Below are 21,903 nucleotides of genomic sequence, written 5' to 3' on the forward strand. Positions count from 1 at the left end.
TCCCCTTTCCCCGAAGGGCCTGCGCGATGCCGCTCTCGTTCGACCGCCGCCACCTGCTGCGCCTCGGCGGCGCCACCCTCCTCGTCGCCGCCCCCGCCACCGGCCTCGGCCTGCCCGCCCTCGCCGCCGCCACGGTCACCGCCGACCTGGTCGTCTACGGCGCGACGTCGGCCGGGATCATGGCCGCCGTGCAGATGCGCCGGCTGGGGCGCACCGCGCTGATCGTGGAGCCGGGCGGCCACGTCGGCGGGCTGACCACCGGCGGCCTCGGCTACACCGACAGCGGCACCAGCGCCGCCATCGGCGGCCTCGCCGGGGAGTTCTACCGCCGGGTCCACGCGAAGTACGCCGGCACGGCCGTCACGCCCACCTCCCCGATGCGGCTGGTCTTCGAGCCGCACGTCGCCGCCGCCGTCTTCGCCGACCTGCTCGCCGAGCACGCGATCCCGGTCTACCTCGACACCCGGCTCACCTCCGTGACCCGCGCCGGCGACCGGCTCACCGGCCTGGCCACCGACAACGGGCAGCTCTTCGCGGGCGGCATGTACGTCGACGCCACGTACGAGGGCGACCTCATGGCGGCGGCCGGGGTGTCGTACACGGTGGGCCGGGAGGCCAACTCGGTGTACGGCGAGACGATCAACGGGGTGCAGCTGCGCGGGGCGCACCAGTTCACCCTGCCCGTCGACCCGTACGTGGTGCCGGGCAACGCGGCGAGCGGCCTGCTCCCCGGCATCTCCGCCGCCCCCGTCGCGCCCAACGGCACCGGCGACGACCGGATCCAGGCGTACAACTTCCGGATGTGCCTCACCCGGGCCGCCGACCGGATCCCGTTCCCGAAGCCGGCCGGCTACGACCCGGCCGACTACGAGCTGCTGCTGCGCTACGTGCAGGCCGGCTACACCGGCCCGTTCTTCACCACCCAGAGCGTCGGCGGCGGCAAGACCGACTCCAACAACACCGGGGCGTTCTCCACCGACTTCATCGGGGCCAGCCACGGGTATCCGACGGCCACCTGGGCGCAGCGGGACAGCATGGTGGCCGAGCACCGGGCGTACCAGCAGGGCCTGCTGTGGTTCCTGGCCAACGACCCCCGGCTGCCGGCGTCGGTCCGGGCCGACACCGCCGCCTGGGGCCTGGCCGCCGACGAGTTCACCGCCACCGGCGGCTGGCCACCCCAGTTGTACGTCCGCGAGGCGCGGCGGATGCTCGCCGACTACGTGATGACGGAGCGGGACTGCCGGGGCGCGGTGCGGGTCGCCGACTCGGTCGGCCTGGCCAGCTACACGATGGACTCGCACAACTGCCAGCGGGTGGTGGTGAACGGGGTGGTGAAGAACGAGGGTGACGTGCAGGTGGGGGTGCCGGGGCCGTACCCGGTCAGCTACCGGTCGATCGTGCCCGCGCAGGGGCAGTGCGCGAACCTGTTCGTCCCGGTCTGCCTGGCGGCCAGCCACATCGCGTACGGCTCGATCCGGATGGAGCCGGTGTTCATGATCCTCGCCCAGTCCGCCGCGACGGCGGCGAAGCTGGCCCTGGACGCGGGCGTGCCGGCGCAGCGGGTCGACGTCGGCGCACTCCAGGCCCGGCTGCGCGCCGACGGGCAGATCCTCACCTGGCCGCCCGTCACCGAGGGCGAGATCGTGGTCGACAACCGTTCGGCCGGGGTGACCCGGGGCGGGGCCTGGGTGGGCAGCACCGCCGTCGGCGGCTACTACGGCACCGACTACGAGCACGACGGCAACACCGGCAAGGGCGTCAACCGGCTGCGCTTCACCCCGGCGCTGCCGGCCGCCGGCACGTGGACGGTCCACCTGCGCTGGACGGCCGATCCGAACCGGGCGAGCAACGTCCCGGTGGACGTGGCGCACGCCGGGGGCGTGACCACCCGCACGGTGGACCAGCGCGGCTCGGGCGGCCAGTGGGTGTCGCTCGGGGCGTACGAGTTCGCGGCGGGCTCGGCGGGCAGCGTGCTGATCCGCACGGAGGCCACCGACGGGTACGTGGTGGCCGACGCGGTCCGGTTCGTCCCGACGGCCTGACCGGGGCGCGGGGTGCCCCGGCTCGCGACTTGAAGACTTCTGCAAGTGGTAAAGTCTTCACGTATGGGTCGTCGAGCCGGGGGTCCCCAGGTGTCCGTGCCGCTGTACCAGGCCAAGGCCGAGCTGTTCCGCACCCTCGGGCACCCCGTGCGCATCCGCGTGCTCGAACTGCTCCAGGACGGGCCGAAGCCCGTCCGCGACCTGCTCGCCGCCATCGACGTCGAGGCGTCCAACCTCTCCCAGCAGCTCGCCGTGCTGCGCCGCGCTGGCATGGTCGCCTCCCACCGCGACGGCCCCCTGGTCATGTACTCCCTCAGCACCCCCGACGTGGCCGACCTGCTGGCCGCCGGGCGGCGCATCCTCGGCGCGGTCCTCACCGACCGCGACGCCCTCCTCGACGAGCTGCGCGCCGACGCCGTGCCGGCTGCCGGCTCGGCTCCGGCCTCCAGCGGGGAGACCGGCTCGCGGCCCGGCGCGGCCCGGTGAGCGCCGCCACAGCCGCCACCTCCGCGGCAGTCGCCGTCCGCGAGCGCGTCCTCGGCCTGCTGCCCGGCCGCGCCGACTGGCACGCGGTACGCCGCTCGCCCCGCCGCGACCTGCTCGCCGGCCTCACCGTGGCGATCGTCGCCCTGCCGCTGGCCCTCGCCTTCGGCGTCACCTCCGGGCTCGGCGCACAGGCGGGGCTGGTCACCGCCGTCGTCGCCGGTGCCGTGGCCGCCGTCTTCGGCGGCTCCAACCTCCAGGTCTCCGGCCCCACCGGCGCGATGACCGTGGTGCTGGTGCCCGTGGTGCAGCAGTTCGGCCCGGCCGGGGTGCTGATGGTCGGCGCGCTGGCCGGCCTCGTCCTGATCGCCCTCGCGCTGGCCCGCCTCGGCCGGTACGTCCGCTACCTGCCCACCCCCGTCATCGAGGGCTTCACCGCCGGCATCGCCGTGGTCATCGCCCTGCAACAGGTGCCCGCCGCGCTCGGCGTCACCGACGCGCACGGCGACCGGGTGTGGGCGGTGGCCGCCGACGCGGTCGCCCGGTTCGTCGTACACCCCCGGCCGGCGGCCCTCGCGGTGGCCCTCGGCGTCGCGGCGCTGATGCTGCTCGGCGGCCGCTGGCGGCCCGGCGTGCCGTTCTCCCTGCTCGGGGTCGCCGCCGCGACGATCCTCGCGGAGACCGCGCCGGTCGACCTGGTCCGCATCGGCGCATTGCCGCAGGGGCTGCCCGCGCCGTCGCTGGGCTTCCTCGACCCCGGCGCGGTGGGCGTACTGCTGCCCTCCGCGCTCGCCGTCGCCGCCCTCGCCGCCCTGGAGAGCCTGCTGTCGGCCACCGTCGCCGACGGGATGACCGTCGGCGAACGGCACGACCCCGACAAGGAGCTGTTCGGGCAGGGGCTGGCCAACCTCGCCTCCCCGCTGTTCGGCGGCATCCCGGCCACCGCCGCCATCGCCCGCACCGCCGTGAACGTGCGCGCCGGGGCGTCGTCGAAGCTGGCCGCGCTGACCCACGCCGTCGCGCTCGCCGCGATCGTGCTCGCCGCCGCGCCGCTCGTCGGCCGCATCCCCCTCGCGGCGCTCGCCGGGGTGCTGCTCGCCACCACCGTACGGATGGTCGAGGCCGCCTCGCTCCTGGCCCTCGCGCGCGCCACCCGGGGCGACGCGCTGGTGCTCGTGCTCACCTTCGCCGTCACCGTGATCTGGGACCTGGTGACCGCCGTGGCCGTCGGCATCGCCGTCGCGATCGTCATCGCGCTGCGCGCGGTGGCCCGCAGCGCCAGACTGGAGCAGGTGCCCCTCGACCGGGGCGAGCACAGCGCCGAGGAGCACGCGCTGCTCGACGAGCACATCGTGGCGTACCGGCTGGACGGGCCGCTCTTCTTCGCCGCCGCGCACACCTTCCTGCTCCAGCTCTCCGACGTCGCCGACGTGCGGGTGGTCATCCTGCGGATGTCCCGGGTGTCCGCGCTGGACGCCACCGGGGCACACGTGCTGGGCGACGCCATCCGGCGGCTGCGCGGCCGGGGGATCACGGTGCTGCTCTCCGGCATCACCCCCGGCCACGACCAGGTGCTCGCCACGCTGGGGGTGGCCGACGAGCTGCGCCGCGACGGGCTGGTCTTCCCGGACACCCCGGCCGCCATCGCGTACGCCCGCGGCCTGCTGCAGGGCGCGGCCACCGCCTGACGGCCGCCGGCCGCCGCGTCGCTCAGCGACGCGTCATGTCGGGGAGGTGGGGGTATCCCGCGCCCGGGACACCCCCACCTCCCCGACATGACCTTGAGCACCACCGTGGTCACCGTCAACCGCCTCGCCACCTGTCACCCCGGCGTACGGCGAACCCTCCGCCGCACCGAGCACGAGTCCTGAATCAGCCCCTGCCGGTCACGATCCGTCGGGCGCGCTCCAGGGCACTCGGCGGATCGAGTTGGGCGCGGAGCCCGAGCAGGTAGCCGGCCGCACTGGAGCGCCGCTCACCTGCCGACTTACGGGCCGCACGGACAGCCGTGAAGGCCTGGACGGCGAGCAGTCCGCCAGCGCCGATCATCGGTGAGAAGTTCAGGGCATGCGCGGCAAGGGCCGCCACCGTCGGCAGTTCCAGGGACTTCAAGCCGAACATCGCCCTGATCGGCTCCATGCGCAGCGCGCGTAGGCCCTGTTCGAGTTCCCGGACCGAGCTGCGCAGGTCCAACTCGACCATTGCCGCTAGCCGCGCCCTGAGGATCTCGGGATCCTCGATACCGTCCAGCCGCGCGAACTCCTCCGCCAAGCCCGTCAGGTGCACACGAAACGCATCGAACTCGGCGGCCAACGTCCGCCGTGCTCGGACGATGTCCTGTGCGGGCACGTGTTCCAGGCCTGCGGGCAGCACGGATTGGAGCGCCGCGCCGGCGTACAGCACCGAACTGCTGGATGAGGAGGCACCGGGCGGCCGGGTATTCACCAGCGCCGCGCCCAACTCCTGCACTGTCCAGTCCTCGGGCAGAGCGAACAGCCGTAGATCGTGCGTCACTGGTAGCAGTTGGTTGGCCCGGGAGATCCGCTGCGCCAAGGCACAGGAGTACACGGCCACCAGGCGCGGGTGCATTCCCACCCATTGCGCGTCGTCCCGTATCCCCGTCAGGGGATCGAACCGTGTCATCGTCGCGAGCCCGCGATCGCGCAGCAGTTCGATGAACGCCCTGTTGTCTCCCAGCTGGCTGGCGTGGATCCACGCGAAACGTGCCTCATCCTGAAACCACGGGTTATCGACTTCTATCCCAAAGCCACCGCCTCCCGGGTAGTCAGGGAGCAGGTAGCGCTCCAGCGCCTCGGTGTCTTGCTGAACGAGCTCGCCGAACTCCCGGGCTGTGCTCGCGGCCTGCGGGCCTGGGTCGACGTCGAGAAGGAAGTCGAGCTCGGCACGCAGCACATTGGCTGTCTCCGAGTCGCGTACCGGATAGCCCGGCGGTCGGATTCGCGCGACCTGCGGCAGGTAGAGCGCCGCGGCCTTCAGCCAGGTGTCGTCCCGGACGTGGAAGTACGGGTAGTACAGCCCGATGTCGTTGATCTGCATCCCGATCGACCGCCGTTCAATTGTCCGCCATGCAGAGGATCCCACGGAATCGATGCCTATTGGTGCCGGCGGGCGATGTGCCAATGGTGACGACGGCTTGGAGGCCGAGGGTATCGATCTGCGCCTTCATCGACGACTACCCGGTGCTGCTCTCCGGCATCACCCCCGGCAACGATCAGGTGCTCGCCACCCTCGGGGTTGCACCGCACGAGTGGGCGCGCTCGTTCGCCGGCCGGCCCGGGGTCTACGTGGCGCGCGGCACGGTGGAGTTGCTGGAGGTCGTGGACGCCATCCTCGACCGGGTGCCCGCCGCCCCGAGCTGGAGGGCTTTCCTGAGTTCGCCAGCCTCTGACCCGAGGTGGTCCGATTCATCGCCCTGACCCGGAACCGCTGAGCCGGCATCCACCGCCGACCGGCCAGCGGAGACCTTCGCTTCCATGAGAGTGGATCGTGGACAGTTGCCGTTCGCTGCGTGCGGGAACTGTCCACGATCGGCCGCGGCCGGCGTGCCGCAGGCACCCGGGCCTGCCCGGGCGGGGACCGCCGGGCGGTGAGAAGGGGGCCCCGCTAGACGCCAGGCGTCAACAAGGGGCCCCTCCTTTCACCTCACTCCGGCACGCGGCGGTACGCGCCGTCGCTGGCCGACGTGGCCATCGACGCGTACGCCCTCAGCGCCGCCGACACCGGGCGCTGCCGGTCTGCCGGCGTGTACGGCTTGGGGCGCTTCTCCTGCGCGATGCGCCGCGCCTCCAGCACGTCGTCGGGCACGTTCAGCTCGATCGTCCGGCCCGGGATGTCGATGACGATCTCGTCGCCGGGCTCGACCAGGGCGATCAGGCCGCCGGAGGCCGCCTCGGGGGAGACGTGCCCGATGGACAGCCCCGAGGTGCCGCCGGAGAACCGGCCGTCGGTGAGCAGCGCGCAGGAGCGGCCCAGCCCCCGCCCCTTGAGGAACGAGGTCGGGTAGAGCATCTCCTGCATGCCGGGGCCGCCCTTCGGGCCCTCGTAGCGGATCACCACCACGTCGCCGGCGACGATCTCCTTGGCCAGGATCGCCGTGACGGCGTCGTCCTGCGACTCGTAGACCTTGGCCGGGCCGCGGAAGGTCAGGCACTCCTCGGGCACGCCGGCGGTCTTCACCACGCAGCCGTCCGGGGCGAGGTTGCCGTGCAGGATGGCCAGCCCGCCGTCGGCGCTGTACGCGTGTTCGCGGTCCCGCACGCAGCCGCTGGCCGCGTCGGTGTCCAGCGTCGACCAGCGGTTGGTGGTGGAGAACGGCTCGGTGGTGCGTACCCCGCCGGGGGCGGCGTGGAACAGCTCGATCGCCTCCGGGGTGGCGGAGCCGCCGCGCACGTCCCAGTCGGCGAGCCACTGGGCGAGGGAGGGGGAATGCACGGAGTGCACGTCGCGGTGCAGCAGCCCGGCGCGGTCCAGCTCGCCGAGGATGGCGGGGATGCCGCCGGCGCGGTGCACGTCCTCCATGTGGTAGTTCGGGGAGTTCGGCGCGACCTTGGCCAGGCAGGGCACCCGGCGGGAGACGGCGTCGATGTCGGCGACGGAGAAGTCCAGCTCGGCCTCTCTCGCGGCGGCGAGCAGGTGCAGGATCGTGTTGGTGGACCCGCCCATGGCCACGTCGAGGGCGACGGCGTTCTCGAACGCGGCCCGGTTGGCGATCTGCCGGGGCAGCACGGAGGCGTCGTCGCCGTCGTACCACCGCTTGGCGATCTCCACGACGGTGCGCCCGGCCTCGACGAACAGCGACCGGCGGGCGGCGTGGGTGGCCAGCGTCGAGCCGTTGCCGGGCAGGGCCAGGCCGATGGCCTCGGTGAGGCAGTTCATCGAGTTGGCGGTGAACATGCCGGAGCAGGAGCCGCACGTCGGGCAGGCGGACCGCTCGATCTCGCCGAGCTGGTCGTCGGTGACCGCCTCGTTGGACGAGGCGATCATCGCGTCGATCAGGTCGATCTTGGAGTGGACGATCCCCTCGATCGCCACCGTCTTGCCGGCCTCCATCGGGCCGCCGGAGACGAAGACGGTGGGGATGTCGAGCCGCAGCGCGGCCAGCAGCATGCCCGGCGTGATCTTGTCGCAGTTGGAGATGCAGACCAGGGCGTCGGCGCAGTGCGCGTTGACCATGTATTCGACGGCGTCGGCGATCAGCTCGCGGCTGGGCAGCGAGTAGAGCATGCCGCCGTGGCCCATGGCGATGCCGTCGTCCACGGCGATGGTGTTGAACTCGCGGCCGACCCCGCCGGCCTCCGCGACCGCGTCGGCGACGAGGCCGCCGAGGTCCTTGAGGTGTACGTGGCCGGGGACGAACTGGGTGAAACTGTTGGCGATGGCGACGATCGGCTTGCCGAAGTCGTCGTCGGTCATCCCGGTGGCCCGCCAGAGGGCCCGGGCGCCGGCCATCGTCCGACCGTGGGTGGAGGTCCTCGACCGCAGCTCAGGCATGGGTACCAGTCTTGCACCGCCGGACGGGCCGCCGCCGGGGCGCGGCCCCGTGTCCCAACAGATGCACACCCGGCCCCCCACGGACAGCGGGCATCCGGCACAGTTGGGAGCGTGCACTTCCCCCCGGGCATGATCGCCGTCGCGGTGCTGAGCGGGCTCGTCGCCGCCGGCGCGACCGCCCTGTTGGTCGCCTCCGCCCGGCGGGGCGGCCGCCAGTGCGGGCGGGCCGCCGGGCTGGTCGCCGTGGCGGGGGGCTTCGCGGTGGCCGGCCTCGCGGTCGGGCTGACCGTGGCGCTGACCGGCGAGCACCTGGCCCACCGGCAGGGGCAGCGCACCGGCTGGGCCACCCTGGTTTCGATCGGGGTCGCGGCGAGCGCGCTCGCCTTCGGCGCGGGCCTGCTGCGGCTGCCCGGCGCGGGGGTGACCCGCGCGGCGACGGCCCGCCTGGTCCTCGACAGCGTGACCATGGCCACCGCGCTCTGGTTCGTGGGCTGGGTGCTCTTCTCCGAGCCGACCCGGCTGCTCGGCACCGCCACCCCGATGGCCTGCGCGCCGATCCTGCTGGCCACCGTCAGCGTCGCGCTCACCGCCGGGCTCACCCTGATCGTGCTCCTGCGCGCCGCCCGGCCCCGCCGCCGGTTGGCCCTGCTCGGCACCGGGATCACGGCGGTGACCTCCGGCGGGCTCGGCATCGCCGGCGGGCTCTGCCAGGCCGTGCCGGGCATGGTGCTTGCCGGCGCCGCGCTGCTCGCGGCGGGGCTGTTGACCGCCGCGCTGGTCGTGCGCCGGGCCGACCCGCCGGGGCAGCTCGACGTCGACCTGATCGGCTCCGACGGCGCGTACGCCTTCGTCCCGATGGGCGCGATGGCCGCCTCCGCGATGTACCACCTGCTCCAGGGCGGCCGGTTCGACGCGCTGGGCATCGTCGCCGGCAGCCTGGAGGGCTTCGCCCTGGTGGCCCGGCAATACCTGGCCCTGCACGACGTGCGCCGCTACGCGGGCCGGCTGGCCGAGCGGGAGGCGCACTTCCGCGAGCTGGCGCACACCGACCCGCTGACCGGCCTGGCCAACCGGCGGGGGCTGCTGCGCGCCCTGCACCAGGCCACCGGCTCCGGTGACCCGTGCGTGCTGCTCGGGCTGGACCTCGACGGCTTCAAGAACGTCAACGACATGCGCGGGCACGACGTGGGCGACGAGGTGCTGGCGGAGGTGGGCCGGCGGCTGCGCGGCAACCTGCGCCCCGACGACCTGGCCGCCCGGCTCGGCGGGGACGAGTTCGCGGTGCTCGTGCCGGGTCGCCCGGCCGAGGCGGGGCGGATCGCCGAGCGGCTGCTGGGGGTGCTCGGCGATCCGTACGACCAGCCGGGCGGGCCGGTCTTCCTGTCGGTGAGCATCGGGGTGGCCGGGCTGCCCGACGAGCCGGACACGGAGCTGCTGCTGCGCCACGCCGACCTGGCCCTGCGCTATGCCAAGCAGCGTGGCAAGAACCGGATCGAGCACTACGACGGCGCGTACGACAAGCTGCTGCGCCGCCGCACCACGCTGGAGCACGAGCTGCGCGGGGCGATCGAACGCGACGAGCTGCGGCTGGTCTTCCAGCCGGTGGCGTCGCTGCCCTCGGTGCGCCCGGTGGGTGCGGAGGCGCTGCTGCGCTGGCACCACCCGGAGCTGGGCCACGTGCGCCCGGACGAGTTCATCCCGCTGGCCGAGGAGTGCGGGATGATCGCCAAGCTCGGCGCGTGGGTGCTGCACCAGGCGTGTTACCAGCTCTCCCGCTGGCTGGCCGACGGGCACGACGTCTGGGTGTCGGTGAACGTCTCGCCCCGGGAACTGCACGCCCCGGAGTACGTGGTGCAGGTCGCCGACGCGCTGCGCGCCCACCACGTGCCGCCGCAGCGGCTGGTGCTGGAGGTCACCGAGCACGCCGTCGCCACCGATCTCGACGAGCTGATCCGGCGGCTGACCGCGCTGCGGCGCACCGGCGTCCGGATCGCCCTCGACGACTTCGGCGCGGGATATTCGTCACTCGGCCAGCTGCGCCGGCTGCCGATCGACATTCTCAAGATCGATCACGGGCTGGTGGCCGAGCACGAGCCGGTCCGTCCGGCCGGCGCGGACGGCCCGCCCTTCGCCCCGATGGTGGACATCGTGATGCGCCTGGGGCACCAGCTCGGGCTGGAGGTGATCGCCGAGGGGGTGACCAATCCCACCGAGCTGGCCGCCGTGGTCGCCGCCGGCTGCCGGTTCGGCCAGGGCGCGCTCTTCGGCTGGGGGGTGCCCGCAGAGCACCTGGAGGCGATGCTGGAGGCCGCGACCTCGCCCGGGGCCCGCCGCTCCCCGACCCCGACCCCGGTGTCGGCACCGGCTGCCCCGCCGGCCCCGGTGCGACCGGCGCGCCTGCCCGCGCAGCGCGCCGACTGGGACGGGCCCGCGCAACGGGCCGGCTGGGAGGGGTCCGCGCAGCTCGCGGCGGGTGCCGACGGCGCGTCGGGGCAGGACGCGCCGACATCCGTTAACCAAAATGTGGGATCAGTTGACTCATCGCGTGAGATGCGGCAGGCTTGACCGCATGTCGTCGAACCGGTCTCCGCGAGTACTTACCTGAGCGCACTCTCCGTCGTCGAGAGTGCGCTGGCCCCGTGCATGTCTGCACGAGGGCCGTTTTTATTGCCATCGGACCATCGCATCGGGGCGGGCACCCGCCCGCGTCGCACGCTTGCAGAGCACCAGCCACTCCAGCCGAAGGCCTGAACCGCAATGACGAGACCCACGCCAGAGACACTCGCCCACTCCGCCCGCCGGGCCCGCGCCGGCGCCGAGCCCGCGACCGACGCCGCGGCGACCGGCCGCGCCGCCGCCGTCCCGGCCGCCCCGGCCGTACGGCAGCCCGAGCCGGTCCAGCTCTCCGGGGCCGGTTCCCTCGTGCGGTCCCTCGAGGCGCTCGGCGTCGACGTCGTGTTCGGCATCCCGGGTGGGGCGATCCTGCCGGCGTACGACCCGCTCTACGACTCCACGGTGCGGCACATCCTGGTCCGGCACGAGCAGGGCGCCGGCCACGCCGCCACCGGTTACGCCCAGGCCACCGGCCGGGTCGGCGTCTGCATGGCCACCTCCGGCCCGGGCGCGACGAACCTGGTCACCCCGATCGCCGACGCGTACATGGACTCGGTGCCGATGGTGGCGATCACCGGCCAGGTCGCGCGGCCGTCGATCGGCACGGACGCCTTCCAGGAGGCCGACATCCAGGGCATCACCCTGCCGATCACCAAGCACAACTTCCTGGTCCAGACGGCCGAGGAGATCCCGCGGGTGCTCGCCGAGGCGTTCCACCTGGCCTCGACGGGCCGTCCCGGCCCGGTGCTGGTCGACATCCCCAAGGACGTCCTCCAGGCGCAGACCACCTTCTCCTGGCCGCCGACGCTGGACCTGCCCGGCTACCGGCCGACCCTGCACCCGCACGGCAAGCAGATCCGGGAGGCGGCCCGGCTGATGACCAGCGCCCGCCGGCCGGTGCTCTACGTCGGCGGCGGCGTGCTCAAGGCCGGGGCCACCGAGGGGCTGCGCCGGCTGGCGGAGCTGACCGGCATCCCGGTGGTGACCACGCTGATGGCGCTCGGGGCGTTCCCCGACTCGCACCGGCAGCACCTGGGCATGCCCGGCATGCACGGCACCGTGGCGGCCGTCTACGGCCTGCAGAAGGCCGACCTGATCGTGGCGCTGGGGGCCCGGTTCGACGACCGGGTCACCGGCAAGCTGGACTCCTTCGCACCGGACGCGACGGTCGTGCACGCCGACATCGACCCGGCCGAGATCGGCAAGAACCGGCACGCGGACGTGCCGATCGTCGGCGACGCCAAGCACGTGATCGAGGAGCTGATCGCGGCGGTCACCACCGAGCGGGCCGCCGGGCGACCGGCCGACCTGGGCGACTGGTGGACCCAGCTCGACGACCTGCGTGAGCGCTACCCGCTGGGCTACGAGGAGCCGGCCGACGGCACCCTCTCCCCGCAGTACGTGATCGAGCGGCTGGGCAAGATCGCCGGCCCGGACGCCGTCTACGTGGCCGGCGTCGGCCAGCACCAGATGTGGGCGTCGCAGTTCATCTCGTACGAGAAGCCGGGCACCTGGCTCAACTCCGGCGGCCTCGGCACGATGGGCTACGCGGTCCCGGCCGCGATGGGGGCCAAGGTCGGGCGGCCGGACACGGTGGTCTGGGCGATCGACGGCGACGGCTGCTTCCAGATGACCAACCAGGAGCTGGCCACCTGCGCGCTGGAGGGCATCCCGGTCAAGATCGCCGTGATCAACAACGGCAACCTCGGCATGGTCCGGCAGTGGCAGACGCTGTTCTACAACGAGCGCTACTCCAACACCGAGCTGGGCACCCACAAGCACCGCATCCCCGACTTCGTCAAGCTCGGCGAGGCCCTCGGCTGCGTCGGCCTGCGCTGCGAGAACGCCGCCGACGTCGACAAGACCATCGAGGCCGCGATGGCGATCAACGACGCCCCCGTCGTGATCGACTTCGTGGTCGGCAAGGACGCGATGGTGTGGCCGATGGTCGCCGCCGGCACCAGCAACGACGAGATCATGTTCGCCCGCGGCGTCCGCCCGGCCTTCGACGAGGACGACATCTAACTATGACGATGCACACGCTTTCCGTGCTGGTGGAGAACAAGCCGGGCGTCCTGGCCCGGGTCTCCGGGCTGTTCTCCCGGCGCGGCTTCAACATCGACAGCCTCGCCGTCGGCGAGACCGAGAACCCGGACGTCTCGCGGATCACCATCGTGGTCAACGCCGAGTCGTCCCCGCTGGAGCAGGTCACCAAGCAGCTCAACAAGCTGGTCAACGTGCTCAAGATCGTCGAGCTGGACCCGCAGGTCTCGGTCGCCCGGGAGCTGCTGCTGGTCAAGGTCCGCGCCGACCGCGCGGCACGCTCCCAGGTGCTGGAGACGGTCAACCTGTTCCGCGCCCGGGTGGTCGACGTCGCGCCCGACACGCTGACGATCGAGGCCACCGGCACCCCCGACAAGCTGGACGCGCTGCTGCGCGACCTCGAACCGTACGGAATCAAGGAGATGGTCCAGTCCGGGACGGTGGCGATCGGGCGCGGCTCGCGCTCGATCACCGCGGGCCCGGCCCTGCGGGCCGCCTGATTCCCCGCCACTACCGACCGCACAAGCCACGACGGGCCATACCCGGGCCGCCGTACGAAAGGGAAGTCAATGAGCGTTGAGGTGTACTACGACGACGATGCCGACCTCGGCCTGATCCAGGCCAAGAAGGTCGCGGTGATCGGGTACGGCAGCCAGGGCCACGCCCACGCGCTGTCGCTGCGCGACTCCGGCGTCGACGTGGTGATCGGCCTGCCGGCGGGCTCGAAGAGCCGGCCCAAGGCCGAGGAGCAGGGCCTGCGGGTGCTCACCCCGGCGGAGGCCGCGGCCGAGGCCGACGTGATCATGATCCTGGCCCCGGACACCGCGCAGCGCGGCCTCTACACCGAGGCGATCGCCCCGAACCTGGCCCCGGGCAAGGCGCTCTTCTTCGGCCACGGCTTCAACATCCGGTACGACCTGATCAAGCCCCCGGCCGACGTGGACGTGGCGATGGTCGCCCCGAAGGGCCCGGGTCACCTGGTCCGCCGCCAGTACGTCGACGGCAAGGGCGTGCCCTGCCTCGTCGCCGTCGAGCAGGACGCCAGCGGCACCGCGTTCGCCCTGGCCCTGGCGTACGCCAAGGGCATCGGCGGCACCCGCGCGGGCGCGATCAAGACCACCTTCAAGGAGGAGACGGAGACCGACCTGTTCGGCGAGCAGGCGGTCCTCTGCGGCGGCGCGGCGGCGCTGGTGCAGACCGGCTTCGAGGTGCTCACCGAGGCGGGCTACGCCCCGGAGATCGCCTACTTCGAGTGCCTGCACGAGCTGAAGCTGATCGTCGACCTGATGTACGAGGGCGGCATCGCCCGGATGCGCTACAGCGTCTCCGACACCGCCGAGTACGGCGACCTGTCCCGGGGCCCGCGCGTCGTCGACGCCCGGGTCAAGGAGGAGATGCGCAAGATCCTGTCCGAGGTGCAGTCGGGCGAGTTCGCCCGCGAGTGGATCGCCGAGGACGACAACGGCCGCCCCAACTTCGCCAAGTGGCGGGCCGAGGGCGCGGCGCACCCGATCGAGGCGACCGGCCAGAAGCTGCGGTCCATGATGAGCTGGGTCGACCGGCCGATCACCGAGACCGCCTGAGCACTGCCCGCACCGCGGCGACCCGCCCGACGCTCTCCCCGGCGTCGGGCGGGTCGCCGTGTCATTTCACCCAGCCTTAACACCCTTGACATGTCGGGTTTGTGAGGGCACTCACCCCAGCGTCCGGGGCACGCCGGGCGGCCCGCGCCCTACGATCGCGGGTAGGTGCGTAGCCGGCACCTGACGGCCATGGCACGAACCAGCGCAGGGCGCAGCGCGGCGCCCCGTCGCCCCGGCCGACCGCCATACGACCTCTACGAGGACCGATGAATCCTGTCGTACTGATCGCCGAAGAACTCGCCCCCGCCGCCATCGAGGTGCTCGCCCACGACTTCGACGTCCGTCACGTCGACGGCACCGACCGCCCGGCCCTGCTCTCCGCGCTCTCCGAGGCCGACGCGGTGATCGTGCGCAGCGCCACGCAGATCGACGCCGAGGCGATCGCCGCCGCCCCGCGGCTGAAGGTGGTCGCCCGGGCCGGTGTGGGCCTGGACAACGTCGAGGTGCCGGCCGCCACCGCGCGGGGCGTCATGGTCGTCAACGCCCCCACCTCCAACATCGTCTCCGCCGCCGAGCAGGCCGTCGCGCTGCTGCTCGCCGTGGCCCGCAACACCGCCAGCGCCAGCGCCGCGCTCAAGGCCGGCGAGTGGAAGCGGTCCAAGTACACCGGCGTCGAGGTGCAGGGCAAGACCGTCGGCGTCGTCGGCCTCGGCCGCATCGGGGTGCTCTTCGCGTCCCGGATGGCCGCCTTCGGCACCCGGCTGATCGCGTACGACCCCTACATCCAGCCGGCCCGCGCCGCCCAGCTCGGCGTGCGCCTGGTCGGGCTGGAGGAGCTGCTGCGGGAGAGCGACTTCATCTCGATCCACCTGCCGAAGACCCCGGAGACCGTGGGCCTGATCGGCGAGAAGGAGCTGGCGATCGTCAAGCCGGGCGTGCGGATCGTCAACGCCGCCCGGGGCGGGCTGGTCGACGAGCAGGCCCTGGCCGACGCGATCGCCGAGGGCCGCGTCGGCGGCGCGGGCGTCGACGTGTACGCCAAGGAGCCGTGCACCTCCTCGCCGCTGTTCGCCTTCGACAACGTGGTGGCCACCCCGCACCTGGGCGCGTCCACCGCCGAGGCGCAGGACAAGGCCGGCCTCGCCGTGGCCAAGAGCGTGAAGCTGGCCCTGCAGGGCGAGTTCGTGCCGGACGCGGTCAACGTCCAGGCCGGCGGCGTCGTCGCCGAGGACATCCGCCCGCTGCTGCCGCTGGCCGAGAAGCTGGGTCGGGCGTTCACCGCCGTGGCCGGCGGGGTGGCCGCCAGCGTCACCGTCGAGGTGCGCGGCGCGGCCGTCGCCCACGACGTGTCGGTGCTCAAGCTCGCCGCGACCAAGGGGCTGTTCAGCTCGGTGGTCGAGGAGCAGGTCACCTACGTCAACGCGCCGCACCTCGCCGCCGAGCGGGGCGTCGAGGTCAACCTGGCCAGCCAGGCCGAGACGACCGACCACCCGACCCTGGTGACGGTCCGCGGCGCGCTGCCCGACGGCCGCACCGTCAGCGTCTCCGGCACGGTCGCCGCGGCGGGCGCCCGCGACGTGCTGAAGCTGACCGAGGTGGACGGCTTCGACGTGGAGATCGGCGCGGAGGGCATCCTGCTCTTCCTGCGCTACGTGGACCGTCCGGGCGTGGTCGGCACCGTCGGCACGCTGCTCGGCGAGGCCGGCATCAACATCGCTGCCATGCAGGTGGCCCGCCGGGAGGCCGGCGGCGAGACCCTGATGACCCTCACGGTCGACCAGGCCCTCGGCGCCGACCTGCTCACCTCGGCTGCCGACTCGATCGGCGCGACCTCGGCCAGCGCCGCCGACCTGCGCGACGAGTAGTCTCCGTCCACCGTGGACCGTCGCGCACGGTCCACCTGGGACGACGCGGGGCCCGGCCGAATCGGCCGGGCCCCGCGTCGTGTCGTACCGCGTCAGATCGGGTCGGGTCGGTTCGGCGGACGGGCCGGTTCAGCGCCGGGTGCGGGCGGGCGGCGGATAGACCGAACCGTCCTGGTAGTCGAAGAGCATCAGGTTGTACTCGCCGGCCAGCCGCTCGATGTCGAGCAGCACCTGGTCCTCGCAGGCGGGGTTGAGGTTCATCTCGATGTGGTCGTTCGCCGCGTGCAGCGGCACGACCTCCCACGGTGAACCCGGGCCGGCCGGCCGGTCGGGATAGCTGGCCGTGATCGCCCGGTAGAAGGCGACGACCCGCGGGTCCGGGTAACGTTCGCCGTGCTGCCCCTGCCGGCACCGTTGCACCGCTGCCCGCACGTCCGCGGGCGTGGCCCCGTCCGGGAGGGCCCACACGCTCAGATCGAAACTCACGGCGGACAGCGTGCCATCTTGTGGCCGGGAAGTCACCGCGACCCCACCGCAGGTCAACCGCGAATCTTCCGACCGTCCCCCGGAGACGGTCCGCTGTGGAGACTCTTGCGTCGAGTTGCGTCGATTCGCTAGCGTACTCGTGCGGTCACTGGCTGAGTTCGGTCGTCGGCCCGTCTTCGGGTGGCGTGGTCTGACCTCGGGCCCGGCCGGTCCCGCACCCCTCGATTGCGCGAGCCACGCGCACTCGTCGCTGATCGGCCCCCACGGTCGTTGCCGAGACCGTGGGGGCCGATCGCCGACCACCCGGCGGCCGGGATGCGAAGGCCGGCCGGTGCGGGTGGCGCGGGTCGGTTGCGGCGGCGGGCTCAGGCCCCAGCCGCCGCAGTGGCTTCGATGGCCCCGATGGCCTCAGCGCCGGCGGTGGGCGAACAGCGCCCGGTAGTCCGATCCGTTGCGGAACCAGGCCAGCCCCGCCGGGCCGGCGGCGTAGAGCGCGGTGGCGTAGGCGTCGGCCACCGCCAGGTCCGGGCCGATCACGGTGGCGGCGTCGAGCTGGTCGGCCGGCTCCCCGGTGTGCGGGTCGACCACGTGTCCCCGGCGGCCGGTCACCCCGGAGGTCCCCACCGCGCCGGCCGTCATCTCCAGCGCCAGCGGGGCGCGTCGGGGGTCGGTCGGGTGGTGCACCGCCACCCGCCACGGCCCGCCGTGCGGGGCGTGGCCGCGTACGACGAGGTCGGCGCCGGTGAGCACGGCGTAGTCGTGGATGCCGGCGGCGCGCAGCCGGGCCGCGGCCCGCTCCACCGCCCAGCCGCCGAGCAGGCCGCTCGGGTCGAAGCCGCCGGGCACCGCCCACGCGTCGAACCAGCCGTCGGTGGCCGCCCGCATCGCGGCGCACCGGTCGACCAGGTCGGCCAGCGGCGCGTACGACTCGGGGCTGATCTCTCCCCGGCGCAGCCGCGAGACCAGGCTGTCGGGGCGGGTCGGACCGTAGGTGAGGTCGACGGCGCGCAGCTCGGCGACGGCGTCGGCCAGCGCCTCGCCGACCCCGCGCCGGCCCAGCCAGCTCGGGGCGTTGAGCAGCAGCGAGTATTCGGCGGTCCCGGTCCGGACGGTGTGCTGCACGGCGATCCGGTCGACGGCGGTGCCGCCAGCGGCGTCGAGGCGGTGGCTGCGGGTGCCCAGCCGCAGGTCGGGGCGGCGGCTGGCGAAGGCGGACTGGTCGACCCAGCGGGTGCGCGGCTGCTGGTCGACCCAGCGCTGCCGGGGTTGCTCGTCGATGCGCATCGCTGCCGCTCCTTCGCTGACGGCGCCGCAGCACCGCGGCGACCACCCGTCCGGGCCCCCGTGACCCGTTCGCCACCGACCCTATGCAGGGAAGTTGACCGCACCATGAATCCCACCTGGGAGCCTGCTGTGCATTCCGCTTTCCCGAATTGTGGAAGGCTCGTACCGGGAGGCGGGACGGGGCCGTACCGTTGGGCGAAGACGACGAGGCGAGGGAGCTGAGGACGTGGCACGCATCGCGGTGGTGGCCGGTGACGGAATCGGACCCGAGGTGGTCGCGCAGGCCCTCAAGGTCGTCGACGCCGTGCTCCCCGGGGTGGAGACCACCGCCTACGACCTCGGCGCGGCCCGCTACCACCGCACCGGCGAGGTGCTGCCGGACTCGGTGCTGACCGAGCTGGCCGGGCACGACGCGATCCTGCTCGGGGCCGTCGGCGACCCGACCGTCCCGCCGGGCGTGCTGGAGCGGGGCCTGCTGCTCAAGCTCCGCTTCGCCTTCGACCAGTACGTCAACCTGCGCCCCTCGCGGCTGTGGCCCGGCGTGGCCGGCCCGCTGGCCAACGTCAAGCCCGGCGAGGTCGACCTGGTCGTGGTCCGCGAGGGCACCGAGGGGCTCTACGCCGGGGCGGGCGGCTCCCTGCACCGGGACACCCCGGCCGAGGTGGCCACCGAGGAGAGCCTGAACACCCGGCACGGCGTGGAGCGGGTCATCCGCGACGCGTTCGCCCGGGCGTCGCGCCGCGAGCGGCGCAAGGTGACCCTGGTGCACAAGACCAACGTGCTGACCCACGCCGGGTCGCTGTGGGCCCGCGCCTTCGAGGCCGTGGCCGCCGAGCACCCCGACGTCGCCACGGAATACCAGCACGTCGACGCCGCCGCGATGTTCCTCGTCACCCAGCCCCAGCGCTACGACGTGGTGGTCACCGACAACCTCTTCGGCGACATCCTCACCGACATCGCCGCCGCCGTCACCGGCGGCATCGGGCTGGCCGCCAGCGGCTGCATCAACCCGTCCGGGGCGTACCCGTCGATGTTCGAGCCGGTGCACGGCTCCGCGCCGGACATCGCCGGCCAGGGCGTCGCCGACCCGGTCGCCGCCGTGCTCTCCGCCGCCCTGCTGCTCGACCAGCTCGGGCACGCCGAGGCCGCCGCCCGGGTCACCGCCGCCGTCGGCACGGAGCTGGCCAACCGTGGCGCGGGCGTACCGTTGCGCACCGCCGAGGTAGGCGACCGGCTCGCCGGCTACGCGGTGGCCTGAACGACCGGGTAGCCGTCGCGCACCCGGCGGCCGGCACCGCCGGCACCCCTGTCAGAAGCCACCGCCCGTCGGTTGGCGCTACCCGCTGAACGAGCGTTCGGGGTAGGTTTCTGGCAGCACTTTCCTCCGGCGTGCGGTCCCGCGCGCCGTCGTTCCCCAGGGAGGCACGCGCGATGAGCGGTGGTGACATGCTCGACTTCGAGATCCGTCCGAATCCCACGCCGGTATCCGCCGTCGAACGGGCGGCCCTGCTCGCGGCCCCGGGGTTCGGCCGCGTCTTCACCGACCACATGGTCACGATCCGGTACGCCGAGGGCAAGGGCTGGTACGACGCCCGGGTCGAGGCGCGCGGGCCGATCCCGATGGACCCGGCCTCCGCCGTGCTGCACTACGCACAGGAGATCTTCGAGGGGCTGAAGGCCTACCGGCTCGCCGACGGGTCGATCACCATGTTCCGGCCGGAGGCCAACGCCGCCCGGTTCGTCGACTCGGCCCGCCGGATGGCGATGCCGGAGCTGCCGCCGGAGCTGTTCGTCGACTCGCTGCGCCGGCTCGTCGACATCGACCGGGACTGGATCCCCGAGGGCGACGGGGCCAGCCTCTACCTGCGCCCGTTCATGATCGCCAGCGAGGTCTTCCTCGGCGTCCGGCCGTCCAACGAATACCTCTACGTGGTGATCGCCTCCCCGGCCGGGTCGTACTTCTCGGGCGGGGTCAAGCCGGTCACGGTCTGGGTCTCGCCGGACTACACCCGCGCCGCCCCCGGCGGCACCGGCGCGGCCAAGTGCGGCGGCAACTACGCCGCCTCGCTCGCCGCCCAGGCCGAGGCGATCGAGGCCGGCTGCGACCAGGTCGTCTTCCTCGACGCGGTGGAGCGCCGCTACGTCGACGAGCTGGGCGGGATGAACGTCTTCTTCGTCTACGACGACGACACCCTCGTCACCCCGCCGCTGACCGGCACCATCCTGCCCGGCATCACCCGGGACGCGCTGCTCACCCTGGCCGCCGAGGCCGGCCACCGGGTCGAGGAGCGGCCGGTCAGCTTCGCCGACTGGGAGGCCGACGCGGCCAGCGGCCGGCTGCGCGAGGCGTTCGCCTGCGGCACGGCGGCGGTGATCACGCCGATCGGCCGGGTCAAGTACCCCGACGGCGAGTTCCTCGTCGCCGACGGCGGGCAGGGCCCGGTGACCACGGCGTTGCAGCAGCGGCTCGTCGACATCCAGCGCGGCCGGGCCGCCGACGAGCACGGCTGGGTGACCCGCCTGTAGGTGCAAGGAAGGGCCCCTTCTTGACGATTGGCGTAGCGGAGGGGCCCTTCTTAACCAGGCCGGGCTGGGCGGGGCGGCCGGCCGGTCCGGCTCACTCCAGCAGGTGCGCGCGGAGTGCGGCGAGCTGGGCGTCGGTGACGCCGGCGTGCCGCAGGTAGCCCTCCGCCGAGCCGTGCCCCTCCCGCAGCTCGGCCAGGAACAGCGTCATCGCCTCGGCGGGCGAGGCCAGATAGGGCGCCGGCAGGTCCCGGGCGTCCGGCATGGTGGCGGCCACCCAGGCGCTGAACCGCTGCGACGCCTCGGTGCTCAGCGCGTAGTCGGCCGCGATGTCGGCGTCGCTCACGCCCAGCGCCGACAGGGTCAGCGCGCAGACGATGCCGGTGCGGTCCTTGCCGGCCACGCAGTGCACGACGACCGGCTCGGCGGCGCTGTCGGCGATCAGCCCGACCGCCTCGGCGAGCCCGGCCGCGCCGGTGCCGGCGAGGTCGGCGTACCGGTCGGCGAGGAAGCGGGCGAGGCTCGTACCGGGCTCGTACTGGGCCTCCGCCCAGTCGGCGTGCTCGGGGTGGATGTGCCGGTAGGCGAGCCCGGGCAGCTCCGGGACCCGGCCGTCCCGGGCCACCTCGGTCGGGCGGCGCAGGTCGATCACGGTGCGCACGCCGAGGGCGGCGAACGCCTCCCGGTCGGGGCCGTCGATGCGGTGCGGGGAGTCGGAGCGGTAGAGCCGCCCCCAGCGGACCGCGTGCCCGTCGTCGGCCGGGTAGCCGCCGACGTCGCGGAAGTTGAACAGGGCGGTGAAGGGGATCCTGCGCTTGTCCTCGGTCGCGTCCACGCTGACACCGTAACGGTCGGTGGGCCGGAACCCCACCGGCCGTTACGGTGGACGGCGTTCAGCGCGCGGTGCCCGGGGGCAGGTTGCCGTAGCTCTCGTCGTAGTAGCCGCCGAGCCGGTCGCGGAACGCCGGGTCGCCGTGGCTGTCCTCGTCGTACTCGGGGGCGGCCTTGATCTGGTCGCGCTCCCGGTCGACGAACACGGTGCGGGCGTCGTGGTCGACGTGGTTGACCGTGCCGGCGGGCAGCATGACCTTCCTGCCGAAGATCCAGGGGCCGGTGTCGACCACCAGGTAGCTGCCGCCGACCTCGTGGCTCGCGCTGTCGATCTTGCCGATGCCGCCGTCGGTGGCCTCGACGTGGTAGCCGACGAGGTCGGCGTCGGCGACCGAGGGCCGGTCGCGGTAGCTCCACGGGTCGAACGCCCCGGCGGGGGCGCCGCCGGCGATCGCGCCCTGGTCGCCGTGCCGCATCGGGTCGGGCGTGCCGGTGGCGGCGTGCGGGTCGAGCCTGTCCATGGGTGCTCCTGCCCCGACCGTCGTGGTCGTCTCGGAGGGGTCGTCTCCGGACAACCACCTACCCGGGCCCCGGGCCGCCTACACGCGGACACCCGCCGGGGCCGCGGGGATGCGGCGC

17 protein-coding genes are annotated in these 21,903 nt (G+C 73.4%); 11 read left to right on the forward strand and 6 right to left on the reverse strand.

Going from position 1 to position 21,903, the window contains the following annotated elements; translation table 11 throughout:
* Positions 1-26: 26 nt before the first annotated feature.
* The 3 genes from TK50_RS08630 (at position 27) to TK50_RS08640 (ending at position 4,213) form a co-directional block, all read left to right on the forward strand.
* Positions 27-2,042: an FAD-dependent oxidoreductase gene (locus TK50_RS08630; protein ID WP_052503665.1), complete on the forward strand. Its 2,016-nt coding sequence runs from the start codon at positions 27-29 to the stop codon at positions 2,040-2,042.
* Between the two features lie 90 nt (positions 2,043-2,132).
* Complete coding sequence (locus TK50_RS08635; protein ID WP_043962256.1) at positions 2,133-2,528, forward strand: ArsR/SmtB family transcription factor; 396 nt, start codon at positions 2,133-2,135, stop codon at positions 2,526-2,528.
* Positions 2,525-4,213, forward strand: coding sequence for a SulP family inorganic anion transporter (locus tag TK50_RS08640; protein WP_043962257.1), 1,689 nt, complete (start codon positions 2,525-2,527; stop codon positions 4,211-4,213). The genes TK50_RS08635 and TK50_RS08640 overlap by 4 nt, the downstream gene beginning before the upstream one ends.
* A gap of 184 nt (positions 4,214-4,397) precedes the next feature.
* Here TK50_RS08640 and TK50_RS08645 read toward each other — a convergent pair whose 3' ends face one another.
* The gene (locus TK50_RS08645) at positions 4,398-5,582 is read right to left on the reverse strand and encodes a DUF6236 family protein (protein ID WP_043962258.1); all 1,185 of its coding nucleotides are present in this window, start codon (positions 5,580-5,582) and stop codon (positions 4,398-4,400) included.
* A gap of 83 nt (positions 5,583-5,665) precedes the next feature.
* Between TK50_RS08645 and TK50_RS08650 the strand changes: the two genes are divergently transcribed.
* Complete coding sequence (locus TK50_RS08650) at positions 5,666-5,962, forward strand: hypothetical protein (protein ID WP_043962259.1); 297 nt, start codon at positions 5,666-5,668, stop codon at positions 5,960-5,962.
* A gap of 226 nt (positions 5,963-6,188) precedes the next feature.
* On the opposite strand, the gene ilvD is transcribed toward TK50_RS08650, so the two are convergent.
* Entirely contained in the window at positions 6,189-8,036 is a 1,848-nt protein-coding gene (gene ilvD / locus TK50_RS08655; RefSeq protein WP_082106222.1) for a dihydroxy-acid dehydratase, read from the reverse strand.
* 129 nt (positions 8,037-8,165) lie between these two features.
* On the opposite strand from ilvD, the gene TK50_RS08660 reads away from it, so the two are divergent.
* The 5 genes from TK50_RS08660 (at position 8,166) to serA (ending at position 16,140) form a co-directional block, all read left to right on the forward strand.
* A complete protein-coding gene (locus tag TK50_RS08660; protein WP_043964126.1) occupies positions 8,166-10,601 on the forward strand; it encodes a putative bifunctional diguanylate cyclase/phosphodiesterase in 2,436 nt (811 codons plus the stop codon).
* Positions 10,602-10,793: 192 nt separating this feature from the next.
* Positions 10,794-12,674 carry an acetolactate synthase large subunit gene (locus tag TK50_RS08665; protein ID WP_043962262.1) on the forward strand — a complete coding sequence of 627 codons (1,881 nt, stop codon included), beginning with the start codon at positions 10,794-10,796 and terminating at the stop codon, positions 12,672-12,674.
* A gap of 2 nt (positions 12,675-12,676) precedes the next feature.
* On the forward strand, positions 12,677-13,192 hold the full coding sequence (ilvN, locus tag TK50_RS08670) for an acetolactate synthase small subunit (protein WP_043962263.1): 516 nt from the start codon (positions 12,677-12,679) through the stop codon (positions 13,190-13,192).
* A 69-nt stretch (positions 13,193-13,261) separates the two neighbouring features.
* Positions 13,262-14,275 carry a ketol-acid reductoisomerase gene (gene ilvC, locus TK50_RS08675; protein ID WP_043962264.1) on the forward strand — a complete coding sequence of 338 codons (1,014 nt, stop codon included), beginning with the start codon at positions 13,262-13,264 and terminating at the stop codon, positions 14,273-14,275.
* A 266-nt stretch (positions 14,276-14,541) separates the two neighbouring features.
* Positions 14,542-16,140 carry a phosphoglycerate dehydrogenase gene (gene serA / locus TK50_RS08680; RefSeq protein ID WP_043962265.1) on the forward strand — a complete coding sequence of 533 codons (1,599 nt, stop codon included), beginning with the start codon at positions 14,542-14,544 and terminating at the stop codon, positions 16,138-16,140.
* A gap of 129 nt (positions 16,141-16,269) precedes the next feature.
* On the opposite strand, the gene TK50_RS08685 is transcribed toward serA, so the two are convergent.
* Together TK50_RS08685 and TK50_RS08690 are read right to left on the reverse strand one after the other, a co-directional pair.
* Positions 16,270-16,626 carry a hypothetical protein gene (locus TK50_RS08685; protein WP_199485989.1) on the reverse strand — a complete coding sequence of 119 codons (357 nt, stop codon included), beginning with the start codon at positions 16,624-16,626 and terminating at the stop codon, positions 16,270-16,272.
* A gap of 408 nt (positions 16,627-17,034) precedes the next feature.
* Complete coding sequence (locus TK50_RS08690; protein ID WP_043962267.1) at positions 17,035-17,910, reverse strand: FAD:protein FMN transferase; 876 nt, start codon at positions 17,908-17,910, stop codon at positions 17,035-17,037.
* Between the two features lie 226 nt (positions 17,911-18,136).
* On the opposite strand from TK50_RS08690, the gene TK50_RS08695 reads away from it, so the two are divergent.
* A complete protein-coding gene (locus TK50_RS08695; protein WP_043962268.1) occupies positions 18,137-19,168 on the forward strand; it encodes a 3-isopropylmalate dehydrogenase in 1,032 nt (343 codons plus the stop codon).
* Positions 19,169-19,341: 173 nt separating this feature from the next.
* Complete coding sequence (locus TK50_RS08700; protein ID WP_043962269.1) at positions 19,342-20,436, forward strand: branched-chain amino acid aminotransferase; 1,095 nt, start codon at positions 19,342-19,344, stop codon at positions 20,434-20,436.
* A gap of 91 nt (positions 20,437-20,527) precedes the next feature.
* Here the strand turns inward: TK50_RS08700 and TK50_RS08705 are convergent, their stop codons facing one another.
* A complete protein-coding gene (locus tag TK50_RS08705; RefSeq protein ID WP_043964129.1) occupies positions 20,528-21,268 on the reverse strand; it encodes a tyrosine-protein phosphatase in 741 nt (246 codons plus the stop codon).
* A gap of 58 nt (positions 21,269-21,326) precedes the next feature.
* Positions 21,327-21,785 carry a hypothetical protein gene (locus TK50_RS08710; protein WP_043962270.1) on the reverse strand — a complete coding sequence of 153 codons (459 nt, stop codon included), beginning with the start codon at positions 21,783-21,785 and terminating at the stop codon, positions 21,327-21,329.
* Positions 21,786-21,903: the final 118 nt, after the last annotated feature.

It is taken from the genome of Micromonospora haikouensis (genome assembly GCF_000876225.1).
Taxonomy (GTDB): domain Bacteria; phylum Actinomycetota; class Actinomycetes; order Mycobacteriales; family Micromonosporaceae; genus Micromonospora; species Micromonospora haikouensis.